The organism is Streptomyces sp. JLYT201 (assembly GCF_059448825.1).
The window spans coordinates 4,511,331-4,523,537 of sequence record NZ_CM182551.1; the positions used below are offsets into that span (position 1 = coordinate 4,511,331).

General features: G+C 71.3%; 14 protein-coding genes. 2 read left to right on the forward strand and 12 right to left on the reverse strand.

Annotation, left to right across the window (positions count from 1 at the left end):
* Window positions 1–19: 19 nt before the first annotated feature.
* Window positions 20–787: a MerR family transcriptional regulator gene (locus AC5WAM_RS18450; RefSeq protein ID WP_366792228.1), complete on the reverse strand. Its 768-nt coding sequence runs from the start codon at window positions 785–787 to the stop codon at window positions 20–22.
* A gap of 167 nt (window positions 788–954) precedes the next feature.
* Between AC5WAM_RS18450 and gad the strand changes: the two genes are divergently transcribed.
* Window positions 955–2,367, forward strand: a complete 1,413-nt coding sequence (gene gad / locus AC5WAM_RS18455) for a glutamate decarboxylase (RefSeq protein WP_495523185.1) — start codon at window positions 955–957, stop codon at window positions 2,365–2,367.
* A 192-nt stretch (window positions 2,368–2,559) separates the two neighbouring features.
* On the opposite strand, the gene AC5WAM_RS18460 is transcribed toward gad, so the two are convergent.
* The 6 genes from AC5WAM_RS18460 to AC5WAM_RS18485 all read right to left on the reverse strand — a co-directional run bounded on the left by AC5WAM_RS18460 (window position 2,560) and on the right by AC5WAM_RS18485 (window position 8,367).
* Window positions 2,560–3,405: an ABC transporter permease gene (locus tag AC5WAM_RS18460; RefSeq protein ID WP_495523186.1), complete on the reverse strand. Its 846-nt coding sequence runs from the start codon at window positions 3,403–3,405 to the stop codon at window positions 2,560–2,562.
* The gene (locus AC5WAM_RS18465; RefSeq protein ID WP_495523187.1) at window positions 3,402–4,364 is read right to left on the reverse strand and encodes an ATP-binding cassette domain-containing protein; all 963 of its coding nucleotides are present in this window, start codon (window positions 4,362–4,364) and stop codon (window positions 3,402–3,404) included. Before AC5WAM_RS18465 ends, AC5WAM_RS18460 begins: the two co-directional genes overlap by 4 nt.
* A gap of 139 nt (window positions 4,365–4,503) precedes the next feature.
* A complete protein-coding gene (locus AC5WAM_RS18470; RefSeq protein WP_495523188.1) occupies window positions 4,504–5,151 on the reverse strand; it encodes a PadR family transcriptional regulator in 648 nt (215 codons plus the stop codon).
* A 67-nt stretch (window positions 5,152–5,218) separates the two neighbouring features.
* The gene (locus AC5WAM_RS18475) at window positions 5,219–5,767 is read right to left on the reverse strand and encodes a DinB family protein (RefSeq protein ID WP_495523189.1); all 549 of its coding nucleotides are present in this window, start codon (window positions 5,765–5,767) and stop codon (window positions 5,219–5,221) included.
* Between the two features lie 169 nt (window positions 5,768–5,936).
* Entirely contained in the window at window positions 5,937–7,394 is a 1,458-nt protein-coding gene (locus AC5WAM_RS18480; RefSeq protein WP_495523190.1) for an aldehyde dehydrogenase family protein, read from the reverse strand.
* A 61-nt stretch (window positions 7,395–7,455) separates the two neighbouring features.
* Window positions 7,456–8,367, reverse strand: a complete 912-nt coding sequence (locus AC5WAM_RS18485) for a Sco1979 family transcriptional regulator (RefSeq protein WP_495523191.1) — start codon at window positions 8,365–8,367, stop codon at window positions 7,456–7,458.
* 316 nt (window positions 8,368–8,683) lie between these two features.
* On the opposite strand from AC5WAM_RS18485, the gene AC5WAM_RS18490 reads away from it, so the two are divergent.
* On the forward strand, window positions 8,684–9,199 hold the full coding sequence (locus AC5WAM_RS18490; protein ID WP_138961084.1) for an ATP-binding protein: 516 nt from the start codon (window positions 8,684–8,686) through the stop codon (window positions 9,197–9,199).
* Window positions 9,200–9,400: 201 nt separating this feature from the next.
* On the opposite strand, the gene AC5WAM_RS18495 is transcribed toward AC5WAM_RS18490, so the two are convergent.
* From AC5WAM_RS18495 to rpmG, 5 genes are all read right to left on the reverse strand, one after another.
* A complete protein-coding gene (locus AC5WAM_RS18495) occupies window positions 9,401–9,640 on the reverse strand; it encodes a DUF397 domain-containing protein (protein ID WP_171075823.1) in 240 nt (79 codons plus the stop codon).
* A gap of 342 nt (window positions 9,641–9,982) precedes the next feature.
* Window positions 9,983–10,318, reverse strand: a complete 336-nt coding sequence (locus tag AC5WAM_RS18500; protein WP_495523192.1) for an ArsR/SmtB family transcription factor — start codon at window positions 10,316–10,318, stop codon at window positions 9,983–9,985.
* Between the two features lie 242 nt (window positions 10,319–10,560).
* A complete protein-coding gene (locus tag AC5WAM_RS18505) occupies window positions 10,561–11,703 on the reverse strand; it encodes a CobW family GTP-binding protein (protein WP_495523193.1) in 1,143 nt (380 codons plus the stop codon).
* Window positions 11,703–11,981 carry a type B 50S ribosomal protein L31 gene (locus AC5WAM_RS18510; RefSeq protein ID WP_172386092.1) on the reverse strand — a complete coding sequence of 93 codons (279 nt, stop codon included), beginning with the start codon at window positions 11,979–11,981 and terminating at the stop codon, window positions 11,703–11,705. Before AC5WAM_RS18510 ends, AC5WAM_RS18505 begins: the two co-directional genes overlap by 1 nt.
* A gap of 5 nt (window positions 11,982–11,986) precedes the next feature.
* A complete protein-coding gene (gene rpmG / locus AC5WAM_RS18515; RefSeq protein ID WP_030361075.1) occupies window positions 11,987–12,151 on the reverse strand; it encodes a 50S ribosomal protein L33 in 165 nt (54 codons plus the stop codon).
* Window positions 12,152–12,207: the final 56 nt, after the last annotated feature.

The window sequence follows — 12,207 nt, forward strand, 5'->3', positions numbered from 1 at the left end:
CCCTCGGCCCCCGCGCCCCTCAGGCGCGCTGTCCGTGCCGCTCCGCGTTCGCCGCGATCGCGTCGCGCAGGTAGACCGCGAGACCCGGCCGGATCGCCTCGTACGTGGCCGTGAAGCGCGGGTCGTCCACGTACATGGCGCCCAGGCACGCGTGCATCTCGTGCGAGCAGTCGTAGTAGCTGTCGCTGATCAGCAGCCGGTGGTCCTCGGCCACGTCCATGGCCTGTGTGGACGCGGCGGGCGTGCCGGCGCCGAGGAGGTCCGCCATGCGCGCGTGCAGGGCGTCCATGCTGTCGTTGATCCGCTTCCAGTCCTCCTTCGTGTACGCGGCCGTGCGGCGGCGCGATTCGGCGTACGCCTCCGTGGCGCCCCAGCGCTCCTTGACCTCGTCCTCGTACTGGTCGGGATCGAAGTCTCCGAAGACCTCGAACTTCTCCTCGGGCGTGAGGTTGATCCCCATGCGTCTCGCCTCCATGGCGGTCTCGACAGCGGCGGCCATCTCCTGGAGCTTGGTGATGCGCTCGGTGAGCAGCCCGTGCTGGCGCCGCAGCTGTTCCTGCGGGTCGGCGTCGGGGTCGTCGAGCAGCGCGGCGACCTCGTCCAGCGGGAAGCCCAGCTCGCGGTAGAACCGGATCTGCTGGAGCCGGTCGAGGTCGGCGTCGCTGTAGCGCCGGTGGCCCGCGTGGCTGCGCTCTCCGGGCACGAGCAGGCCGATCTCGTCGTAGTGGTGCAGGGTGCGCACCGTGACCTTGGCGACGGCCGCCACCTGTCCGACGGAGTAGCTCACCGCTGTCTCCTTTCCTTCTGACACCGACCAGCCTGGATCCTCACGTCGCGTGAGGTGCAAGCCCAGGATGCCTCCGGATGTTGCGCCCGTTCTGTCCGCTTACAGTGGCGGCAAGGGCCGGGGTGGGCGTGGAGGAGCCCGGAAGCCGACCTCCGGGAGGCACCGCCATGCCGCTGCACCGTGGCGCCGACGAGGGCGACGCGCGCCCGCTGTCCGTGAACCCGTTCTTCGGCGAGGCGAACCCCGTAGGGGGCATGACCGAGGCCCCGCCCAAGCACCGCCTCCCCCAGGACCCGCTGCCGCCCTCCACGGCGTACCAGCTGGTCCACGACGAGCTGATGCTCGACGGCAACGCGCGGCTCAACCTCGCCACCTTCGTCACCACCTGGATGGAGCCGCAGGCGAGCGTGCTCATGGCGGAGTGCCGGGACAAGAACATGATCGACAAGGACGAGTACCCGCGCACCGCCGAGCTGGAGCGGCGCTGTGTGGCGATGCTCGCCGACCTGTGGAACGCGCCGGACCCGGCGGCCGCCGTGGGCTGTTCGACGACCGGGTCCAGCGAGGCGTGCATGCTCGCGGGCATGGCGCTCAAGCGGCGCTGGATGCGGCGCAACGCCGACCGGTACCCGTCCCGGGCGGCCCGGCCCAACCTCGTCATGGGCGTGAACGTGCAGGTGTGCTGGGAGAAGTTCTGCACCTTCTGGGAAGTGGAGGCGCGGCAGGTGCCCATGGAGGGCGACCGCTACCACCTCTCCCCCGAGGCCGCGGCCGCGCTCTGCGACGAGAACACGATCGGGGTCGTCGCCGTCATGGGGTCCACGTTCGACGGCTCGTACGAGCCCGTGGCGGACGTCTGCGCGGCCCTCGACGCACTCCAGGAACGCACCGGGCTCGACGTCCCCGTGCACGTGGACGGGGCCTCCGGGGCGATGGTCGCGCCCTTCCTCGACGAGGACCTGGTGTGGGACTTCCGGCTGCCGCGCGTGGCGTCGATCAACACCTCCGGGCACAAGTACGGGCTCGTCTACCCCGGGGTCGGCTGGGCGCTGTGGCGCACGCCCGCCGAGCTGCCGGAGGAGCTGGTCTTCCGTGTGAACTATCTGGGCGGTGACATGCCGACCTTCGCGCTGAACTTCTCCCGGCCCGGGGCGCAGGTCGTCGCGCAGTACTACACGTTCCTGCGGCTCGGCCGTGCCGGGTACCGGGCGGTGCAGCAGGCCTCGCGGGACGTGGCCCGGGGGCTCGCCGGGCGGATCGAGGACCTCGGGGACTTCCGGCTCCTCACGCGCGGGGACGAGCTGCCGGTGTTCGCCTTCACGACCTCGGACGACGTGCGCGCGTACGACGTCTTCGACGTGGCCCGGCGGTTGCGGGAGCGGGGGTGGCTGGTGCCCGCCTACACCTTTCCCGCGCACCGGGAGGACCTGGCGGTGCTGCGGGTGGTGTGCCGCAACGGGTTCTCCGCGGACCTGGCGGGGCTCCTCCTGGAGGACCTGGGGCGTTTGCTGCCGGGCCTGCGGCAGCAGGCGGGGCCGCTGACTCGGGACCGGGGCGGGGCTACGGGGTTCCACCACTGAGGTGCCCTCGCGGTGGCGCCCCAGACCCGCCCCTTCCCGAACAAGGGGGCTCCGCCCCCTTGGACCCCCTTATTGGCGCTCCGCGCCTCGTCCTCAAACGCCGGACGGGCTACAAGTAGCCCCTCCGGCGTTTGAGGAGCGGGGGTCTGGGGGCGGAGCCCCCAGGGGGCGCCACCCGCGAGGGCACACCGATCAGCGGCTCAGCGCTCCGAAGCGGCGTACCGCCAAGGGGAGGAACACCGCCACCAGGGCCAGGGGGGAGAGGAGCGCCAGGAGTTCGGCGTGGGTGGTGGCCCAGGAGGGGGCGGTGGCGGCGGGGGCGTTGCCGAACAGGTCGCGGGCCGCCGTGGCGGTCGCCGACATCGGGTTCCACTCCACCGCCGCGCCCAGCCAGTCCGGCATGGACCCCGGCACGGTGAACGCGTTGGAGAAGAACCCGACCGGCCAGACCAGGATCTGCACGGCCGCCACCAGCTCCGGCCTGCCCGCGACCATCGCCAGGTAGATGCCGAGCCACAGCATCGCGAACCGCAGCAGGAGCAGCAGCCCCACCGCGCCCGCCACCCCGCCGAGGGACCCGTGCCAGCGCCAGCCGATGGCGAGGCCGACGCCCATCATGACGAGCAGGGAGGCGAAGGACTGGAGCATGTCCGCGACGGAACGGCCCACCAGGACCGCGCCGTTGGTCATCGGCATGGAGCGGAAGCGGTCCACCACGCCCTTGTTGAGGTCCCCGGTGACCGCGACCATCGTGGCGTCCAGGCCGAACACCATGGTCAGCGCGAACATGCCGGGGACGAGGAACTCTACGTAGTCCCCTTCGACGCCCTTCCCGCCGCCGATCAGGTAGTTGAACATCAGCAGCAGCATGACCGGGAAGGCCAGCCCGACGACGACCTGCACGGGCTGGCGCGCCCAGTGGGCGAGCTCGCGCCGGGTCATGGTCCAGGAGTCGGCGACGGCCCAGCCGACGGCCGTGCCCGCCCCCGCGCCCGGCCGCGTGCTCGTGCTCGTGCTCGTGCTCGTGCTCGTGCTCATACGGTCTCCTTCGCGCGGTCGTCCGCCTCGGCGCGTCCCGTCAGGCGCAGGAACACCTCGTCCAGGGTCGGCCTGCGCACCGCGATGTCCTCCGCCTCGATGCCCTCCTCCTGGAGCGCCCTTACGACCCGCGTCAGGGCCTCCATACGGTCCGCGACGGGCACGCTGGCCAGGCGGCGGTCGGCGTCGACCGTGACGTCGCCCGGGTCGCCGGGGAGCAGCCGGGCCGCCCGCACCAGCTGGGCGCCGTCGCGGACGACGACGTCGATGCGGTCGCCGCCCAGGCGCGCCTTCAGCTCGTCCGCCGTGCCCTCGGCGATCACCCTGCCGCTGTCGATCAGGGAGATGCGGTCGGCGAGCTGGTCGGCCTCCTCCAGGTACTGGGTCGTCAGGAGCACCGTCGTGCCGCCGCCCACCAGGGAGCGCACGGCGTCCCACACCTCCGCGCGGCCGCGCGGGTCCAGGCCCGTCGTCGGCTCGTCGAGGAACAACACCTCCGGCTCCGTGATCAGCGACGCCGCGAGGTCGAGGCGGCGCCGCATGCCGCCGCTGTACCGCTTGACCGCCTTGCCGCCCGTGCCGTCGAGGCCGAAGCGGACGAGGAGTTCGTCGGCCCGCGCGCCCGCGCGCCGCACGCCCAGGTGGTAGAGCCGCCCGAACATCTCCAGGTTCTGCCGGCCGCTCAGCTCCTCGTCGAGCGCCGCGTGCTGGCCGAGCAGGCCGATGCGGCGGCGCACCTCCCCGGCCTCGCGCCGCGCGTCGCACCCGGCGATCTCCACACGGCCCTCGTCGGCCGTGAGCAGCGTGGACATGATGCGTACCGCCGTGGTCTTGCCCGCGCCGTTGGGGCCGAGCACGCCGTGCACCGTGCCGCGCCCCGCCACCAGGTCGAGCCCGTCCAGGGCCCGCTTCTCGCCGTACCGCTTCCGTACGCCGTCCAGGACGATCGCGTCCGTCATCCGACTCCTTCCGGGCTCCGCTCGCTCCACCTAGTCAAGTTTGACTAGGTGGCGGCAGAGGAAGCTACTCCCCTGGAGTTGGATTAGTCAAACTTGATTACGTGGCCAGGGAGGGAGAGCCGCTGCGGGCCGCTCCCGGCTAGTGACGGTCTCCGGGGTGCTTCTCCCCCGTCGCGAACGGGTTCTCCTCGCCCTCCGCGAGCACCCCGACGAACGGCTCCCCCTCGCCCGCGAAGGCGTACGCGCCGTTCTCGATCCGCTCGATGAGGCCCTTGGTCCACTCCGCGCCCGCGTCGGCCGAGTGGACCCAGAGGTTCATGATCTCGCCGATGTGGCCGAGCTGCCCGGGGCCGTCCGCGGGCGTGTAGTACTCCGTGACGCCGTGGCGCCAGTCCTCGATGGCGCGCACCCGCTCCTTGAGGAGCGAGACGACCTCCTCGCGCGGCAGGAAGACCATGAAGCCGACGGCCGCCGAGAGCACGTCGGACTTCTGGTCGTGCGCGACGGCGGTCAGGGCCTCACGGAGAAGGGCCAGGAACTCCTCGGCGCCCTTCTCCGTGACCTCGTACTCGGTGCGGGGCGGGCCGCCCGCCGTGGACGGCGCGGTCTCGTGCTCGTGCAGCAGTCCCTGCTTGGTCAGCTGCCGCAGCGCGTGGTAGATCGACCCGGGCTTGGCGTTGGACCACTCGTGGGCGCCCCAGTACTCCAGGTCGTTGCGCACCTGGTAGCCGTGCGCCCGTCCGTGCTGGCGGACCGCCCCGAGGACGAGCATCCGGATCGCCGACATTCACCGCACCCTTCGGCTTGCAGTCATCAACTTTGACTAGGGTACGGCCCGAGAGGCCCATGACGTCTCAGCCCCAGGACTGGCCCGACTCCAGCGCCACCAGCTCGAAGGCGGTCTTGCCGTCCAGGCTCTCCCGGATGATGTCCGCGTGGCCCGCGTGGCGGCCGATCTCCTCGACGAGGTGCAGCAGCAGCCAGCGCATCGACACCGCGCCGTCCTTGGGGAACCACGGCGCCTCGGGCAGCGGGAAGGTGTCGTTCAGGCTCGGCACGGACCGGACGAACTCCTCGGTCTCCGCGGCCACTTCGGCCCAGAAGGCAAGGGTGCCGGCCAGCGTCTCGCCCTCGGCGAGCCGGAAGCTCTCGCCCCAGGTCTCCTGGGTCCGCTGGCGCTCGTTGGGCTTCTGCTGGGCCATGCGCAGCCAGTTCAGCTCGGTCTCGGCGACGTGCTTGACCAGGCCCCCGAGGGTCAGCTCACTGGCGGTCGGGCGGCTGGTCGCCTGCGTGTCGTCCAGGCCGAGCACCGAGCGGCGCAGACCGCCGCGCTGGGCCTCGACGAAGGCCAGGAGCGCGCCGCGCTCGTCGCCGTGGGCTTCCGCGTTGACGTGAGTGGGCATGGGGTCCGCCTCTCCCGAAGGGTGCTCGCCGGGCTTTCCGACACCTCATACGCTACGGACCCTTGCGGACAACTACTGTCCTCAAGGGTCCGGAGGCTTCAGGTGTCGGAGCGCGCCCCGCGGGGCGGCGGAAGGCGCGGGAACGCCGCTCAGAACTCGGGAACGCCGCTCAGAAGGGGAAGCGCGAGCGGCCGTGCTGGACCGAGACCCACTTCAGCGCGGTGAAGGCCTCGACGGTCGACTCGCCGTTCAGACGCCCGACGCCCGAGTGCTTCTCGCCGCCGAACGGCACGATCGGCTCGTCGTGGACGGTGCCGTCGTTGATGTGGATCATGCCGGTGCGGATGCGCTGGGCGATGCGGACGCCGCGCTCGGTGTCGCCGGTGTGGATCGCGCCGCTCAGGCCGTACGGCGTCTCGTTGGCGATGCGGACGGCCTCCTCCTCGCCGTCGAACGGCAGGATGATCGCGACCGGGCCGAAGACCTCCTGGCGCAGCACCGGGGAGTCGTCGGGGAGGTCCGTGAGGACGGAGGGGGACACGAGGTTGCCGTCGGTGGTGCCGTGCAGCAGGGCCGTGGCGCCCGCCTGGACGGTCTGCGCGACCAGCGAGGAAACGCCTTCCGCCTGCGAGGAGTTGATGAGCGGGCCGATGTGCGTCGCCGGGTCCGCGGGGTCGCCGACCTTCAGGGCCTTGACCTTGGCGACGAACTTCTCGGTGAACTCGTCCCGCAGCGAGCGGTCCACCAGGATGCGGTTCGCGGCCATGCACACCTGTCCCTGGTGCACGAAGCGGCTGAACACGGCGGCGTCGACCGCGTAGTCGACGTCCGCGTCGTCCAGGACGATCAGCGCGCTGTTGCCGCCCAGTTCGAGGATGCAGCGCTTGAAGGTCTGGGCGCAGACCGTGGCGACGTGGCGGCCCACGGCGTCGGAGCCGGTGAAGGAGATGACGCCGGGCACCGGGTGTTCGAGAAGGGCGTCGCCGATCTCGGCGATGTCCGTGATCACCACGTTCAGGACGCCCGGGGGGAGCCCGGCCTCCTCGAAGATCTTGGCGACCAGGCTGCCGCCGAGGACCGGCGCGTTCTGGTGCGGCTTGAGGAGGACGGCGTTGCCGAGCGCGATGGCCGGGGCGACCGACTTCAGCGAGAGCAGGAAGGGGAAGTTGAAGGGGCTGATGACGCCGACGACGCCGACCGGGACGCGGTAGAGGCGGTTCTCCTTGGTGTCGTCCGGCGAGGGGAGTATCCGGCCCTGCGGGGCGAGCGCCAGGTGCACCGCCTCGCGCAGGAACTCCTTGGCCAGGTGCAGCTCGAAGCCCGCCTTGACGAGGGTGCCGCCGAGCTCCGCGACGATCGCCTCGGTGATCTCGGCCTCGCGCTCCTCGACTATGCGCAGGGCCCGCTCGAAGACCGTGCGGCGCGTGTAGGGGTTGGTCGCACCCCAGGACTCCTGCGCACGCTGGGCGGCGCGGTAGGCCTGGTCGATCTCTTCGGCCGTGGCGACCGTGATCGACGCGAGCTTCTCCCCGTCGTACGGGTTGAAGTCGATGATGTCCCAGGAACCTGAGCCGGCCTTCCACTCACCGTCGATGTACTGGTGAGCCAGATCGGTGAAGAAGGACATGAGTCGGGACCCCTTGCCGCGGATGAGCAGACACCTGAATTCCAGTCATACTACTGACGATTCAGGTCAGTTGGAGTAGACCACGGAGAAGGTCGCGGCTGTCGGCCGGATTCGGACAGTCCTCCTGGAGCTCGGCCATCGCCCGCTCGTACTGGGCCACTTCTTCCCGCTTGTCCAGATAGAGGGCGCCGGTCAGCTGCTCCAGATAGACGACGTCCGAAAGATCGGACTCCGGGAAGCTCAACATCGTGAACGCGCCGCTCTCGCCCGCGTGCCCGCCGAAGGTGAAGGGCATGACCTGCAGCGTCACGTTCGGCCGCTCGGAGATGTCGATCAGGTGCTGGATCTGACCCCGCATCACTTCCCGGTCGCCGTACGGCCGTCGCAGCGCGGCCTCGTCGAGGACGCACTTGAACTGCGGTGCGCGCTCGGACACGAGCAGCTTCTGCCGCTCAAGCCTCAGGGCCACCCGGCGGTCGACGTCGGCCTGGCTCACTTTGGCCGGGCGGCCGGTGCGTCCCGGGCCTGCGGCCTTGCCCGCGGCGACCTTCATGCCGCGCTCGACGACGGCGTGGGCGTACGCCTCCGTCTGCAACAGGCCGTTGATGAACTGGACTTCGTAGACGCGGATGAGGGACGCGGCGCCCTCCAGGCCGATATATGTCTGGAACCAGCCCGGCAGGACGTCGGAGTAACTGTGCCACCAGCCGGTCAGGTTGGCCTCCTTGGCGAGCGAGAGGAGCGCGGAGCGCTCGGCCTCGTCGACGACGCCGTAGAGCGTGAGGAGGTCTTCCACGTCCCTGGACTTGAAGCTCACCCTGCCCAACTCCATGCGGCTGATCTTCGATTCGGACGCGCGGATCGAGTAACCGGCCGCTTCGCGGGTGATGCCGCGTGCCTCCCTCAGGCGCCTCAGTTGCGAGCCCAGCAGGATGCGCCGTACCACCGAGCCGCTCGACTCCCCAGCGGTCACTTCGCTCAGTCCTCCCCAAGGTGTTGAGACTCGCAGTCTGCCATTAAACGCTTCGGGCGGTACTCGTTCGGTTACGGAAAGGGAAAGCGTAAGGCAGGTCTCCGCAAGAAACCGTAGGAAGAAATAGGCAAGAAGCGCCCTAGGAGCGGTCAAGTCCGGCGCGTGCACGTGCATCTGCCCTTGCATCTGCTGTACGCATTCGGAACCATGGTCGGCGCGCCACTTCTGTGCCGCTGCTCCACCGACCAGCTGTACCGACCGCGCCACCGTTCGATCGCTTTGTACCGCGAGCCGCGAAAACCGGGGAGTGCCTCGCATGGGGACGAATGGATCAACCATGCTCGAGCCATTACGGCAGGGCCTTCCTCCGCTCGATCCCTCCGCGGTCTCCAGCGCCGCCTCCTGCGCCCTCCCCGCCCGCTACGAAGCCGTGGGCAGCGCACGCCAGTTCACCCGCAAGACGCTCGCGTCCTGGGAGCTCGACGACCGCTTCGACGACATCGCGCTCGTGGTCTCCGAACTCGTCACCAACGCCCTGAGACACGCGCTTCCCGGTGACCGGACGCACGCCGAGGTGCACTGCGTCGTCGGCGAGGACTCGCCGGTGCGGCTGCACATGATGCGGTGGACCTCACGCCTGGTGTGCGCGGTGCGGGATCCCAGCGACGACGGTCCGGTCGCGCGCGAGGCCGGTGACGCCATCGACGACTTCGCGTCGGAGTCGGGCCGCGGGCTCTTCCTGGTGGACTCGTTCAGCGACGGCTGGGGCTGGCACCCGCTCGCGGGCGCGCTGAGCGGCAAGGTGGTGTGGGCGCTGTTCCAACTGGCCTGACGGCCCGGCCCCGCCGTGGGCCGGGCGGCCTTCCGGCCGGCCGGAACAGCCCTGCCCCCGTCTCCCGCGGGTGTTCACTCCCCGCGTCCCCGTGAACGATCGCCTTCCGTCGCGGTTTCCCCCACGGACGATCGTTTCTGCCGGCCCTGTTTGCCTTGCTCCCGCTTGCGCGCTCCTCGTCGACCCGTCGGATCGAAGTGGTCAGCCGCCGAGCAGATGGTCGAACTCGCCGTCCTTCATGCCGAGCAGCATGGCCTCGATCTCGGCGCGCGTGTAGACGAGCGCGGGCCCGTCCGGAAAGCGCGAGTTGCGGACGGCGACGTCGCCGCCCGGCAGCTTCGCGAACTCCACGCAGGAACCCTGCGAGTTGCTGTGCCTGCTCTTCTGCCAGACCACCCCGTGAAGATCCGTGGCCGCCATGCCGTTGAACACGTGGTGCACAGGTCGCTCCCCGGTGGTGCCGTGGCTGTTGTTGTAGCCGTCAACTGTCCCGGATCATAGCTGTGTTCATGTGCCGATGCATGGGCAGATGCACGTGCACGCGGCGTGGTGAGCTGGTTACAGCTCCCTCGCCACCACGTCGAACCCCGCATGACATGCGAACGCCAGCCCCCGTCCATGATCTTCCGCGCTCCCTTCCGCGCGGGGTTGGCCGAATCCGATGACCTCGTACATGAGGAACAGACGCGCGCGGAGGCCTTCTGGTGGCAGGTGAATTTTCCGGCGGCGCACGGCGAGGGGCGGTACGGCTGCTCCGGCGGCGCCCGGCGGCGCGCGGTACGGCTACTCCGGGGCCTCGCTCGTGCGCTCGCACGTGCGTTGACACGTGCGTTCGCGCCAGAGGCGTTCGTACGGTCCCAGCCAGTCGCGCACCTCGGCGAGGCGGAATGCCTCGATCCGGTAGATGCGCTGGCGGCCCGCGCGCTCCCCGGAGACGAGACCGGCCTCCCGCAGCACCTTCAGGTGCTCCGAGAGGCTGGGCCTGCGCATGTCGAAGTGCGAAGCGAGGGCCTGTACGGGCTGCGGGCCCCGGTCGCGCAGCAGGCGCAGGACCTCGCGGCGGGTGCCGTTGGCCAGCGCGGCGAACAGCCGGTCCTCGCGTTCGCCGGTGCTGACCATGATGGGCGCCGCCTCTCCTCGACCTCGGGGCCCGCGGGTCTGCCCGGTGACAGGGGGGCCGTCCGGGGGGACGAACAAGATCCGTCGTGGGGTTCCCGGCGGGGGCGGGGCCCTGGCCGGACGGAAGCGCGAGCGCTGCGCGTGCGCCCCCTTGGTGGCTTCGGGCGCCCTGGACCCCGGGGAGCCTGGTTGGCTCGGGCCCGGTCGAACGGCTGAGCGCCCACAGCCAAGACGGGACGGACTCACACCCCCAGGAACGGGTCGAAGACCGGGGGCAGGGTTTTCCAGGCCGTGCGGCCTGCCGCGTACTCCTCGTCCGTGAGGAGGCAGGACTCCAGGACCTGGGTGAGGGCGTCGCGGTCGAGGCCCGGCGAGGTGAACACGAGGTGCTGGCAGCAGTCGCCGTGCTCCGGGTGCCAGTCGAGCGCGGCGGCCGCGCGGCGCACCGGCGGGACCAGGTCCCAGGCGGCGTCCGGCAGGGACGCCAGCCACGGCCCCGCGCTCTCGACGCACAGCGCGCCGCCCGCCGCGTCCCAGGCGAGCAGCGTGTCCGGCCGGTCCGCGAGCCAGAACCGGCCCCGGCTGCGGGCGGCCGCGCAGGTGAGGTCCTCCAGGGCCGCGTACAGGCGCTCGGGGTGGAAGGGCCTGCGGCGGTGCCACACGAGCGTGGCGACGCCGTCGCCGTCGGCCTCGGCGGGCAGCAGCGCGCACGCCGGGTGCTGCGCGGCGGCGGCCGCCTCCACGTCGAAGCCCGCGAGCGCGGCGCCCGCCAGGTCGCCGTGGCCGATGGGGACCTGGCGGGCCGTCGGGTGGAGCTGGGCGAGGAGCGCGCGGTCCTCGGCGTCGGCGTCCGCCGTGTCCAGGACGGCGAGGACCGGCGGGTACTCCAGCTGGCGCGCCCAGGTGTCGGCGACGGTGCGCCGGTCGCCGGGGGCCGCGGCGAGCCCCGCGTCCGCCAGGTCGTCGCCGTTCGCGAGGCAGGGCAGGAGCAGGGCCGGGTCGACGGCCGTGATGACGCCGCTCAGGCGCAGCGCCCGCGAGCCGTGCCCGGCGATGACCTCGGCCATCGCCTTCGGTTCGACGGAGTCCCAGAGTTCGACGACCGCGAGCCGGGTGAGCCCGCCCGCGGCGAGCCGCTCCAGCTCCGGCACGAGGTCCTCGCGCAGGGCGCAGCAGGCGCAGTCGTTGACGAGGGGGGTCTCGCCGGTGGAGAGGACGCCGGTGGCGTCGCGCACGGTCCGTACGACCCGGCCGGTGGTGGCGGTGGAGAGGTCGTGGTGCAGGGCCACGCTGTCGGGGACGGTGGCCAGGAGCCGCGCCACGGCCGCGGCCCGGGCCTGCGCGTGCAGTCCCCCGACGAGGGCGACGGCCATGGCGGCGCCCATCAACGGGCCCCGGTGCCGGGCGCCGGGGCCGGGCGGGCGGCCCCGTAGCGCCGCTCGAAGCGTTCCACGCGGCCCGCCGTGTCGAGGACGCGCTGCTGGCCCGTGTAGAAGGGGTGGCTCGCGGAGGAGACCTCGACGTCGATGACGGGGTACGTGCGGCCGTCCTCCCAGTCGACCGTCTTGTCGCTGGTGGCCGTCGAGCGGGTGAGGAAGGCGAAGCCCGCGGCCTTGTCGCGGAAGACGACGGGCCCGTACGGCGGGTGGATTCCGGGTCGCACGCGGATCAGCGCTCCTCTCGGAAGTCGACGTGGCGGCCTGCCACGGGGTCGTACTTGCGCAGGGTCAGGCGGTCGGGGTCGTTACGGCGGTTCTTGCGGGTCACGTACGTGTAGCCGGTGCCGGCGGTGGACCGGAGCTTGATGACGGGGCGGAGTTCGTTGCGAGCCATGAGGGCTAGTATATGAAAATGGTTCCCGTTTCCAAATGGCCGGGGCCGCGACCGAA

Excerpts from the sequence above, each read along its gene's own strand:
- AC5WAM_RS18475 (WP_495523189.1), bottom strand. The coding sequence starts at position 5,767 with ATGCCCACTCACGTCAACGCGGAAGCCCACGGCGACGAGCGCGGCGCG.
- AC5WAM_RS18505 (WP_495523193.1), bottom strand. The coding sequence starts at position 11,703 with ATGGGCGCCGCCATGGCCGTCGCCCTCGTCGGGGGACTGCACGCGCAG.
- AC5WAM_RS18470 (WP_495523188.1), bottom strand. The coding sequence starts at position 5,151 with ATGTCGGCGATCCGGATGCTCGTCCTCGGGGCGGTCCGCCAGCACGGA.
- AC5WAM_RS18465 (WP_495523187.1), bottom strand. The coding sequence starts at position 4,364 with ATGACGGACGCGATCGTCCTGGACGGCGTACGGAAGCGGTACGGCGAG.
- AC5WAM_RS18490 (WP_138961084.1), top strand. The coding sequence starts at position 8,684 with ATGGGGACGAATGGATCAACCATGCTCGAGCCATTACGGCAGGGCCTT.
- AC5WAM_RS18480 (WP_495523190.1), bottom strand. The coding sequence starts at position 7,394 with ATGTCCTTCTTCACCGATCTGGCTCACCAGTACATCGACGGTGAGTGG.
- rpmG (WP_030361075.1), bottom strand. The coding sequence starts at position 12,151 with ATGGCTCGCAACGAACTCCGCCCCGTCATCAAGCTCCGGTCCACCGCC.
- AC5WAM_RS18460 (WP_495523186.1), bottom strand. The coding sequence starts at position 3,405 with ATGAGCACGAGCACGAGCACGAGCACGAGCACGAGCACGCGGCCGGGC.
- AC5WAM_RS18500 (WP_495523192.1), bottom strand. The coding sequence starts at position 10,318 with ATGGTCAGCACCGGCGAACGCGAGGACCGGCTGTTCGCCGCGCTGGCC.
- gad (WP_495523185.1), top strand. The coding sequence starts at position 955 with ATGCCGCTGCACCGTGGCGCCGACGAGGGCGACGCGCGCCCGCTGTCC.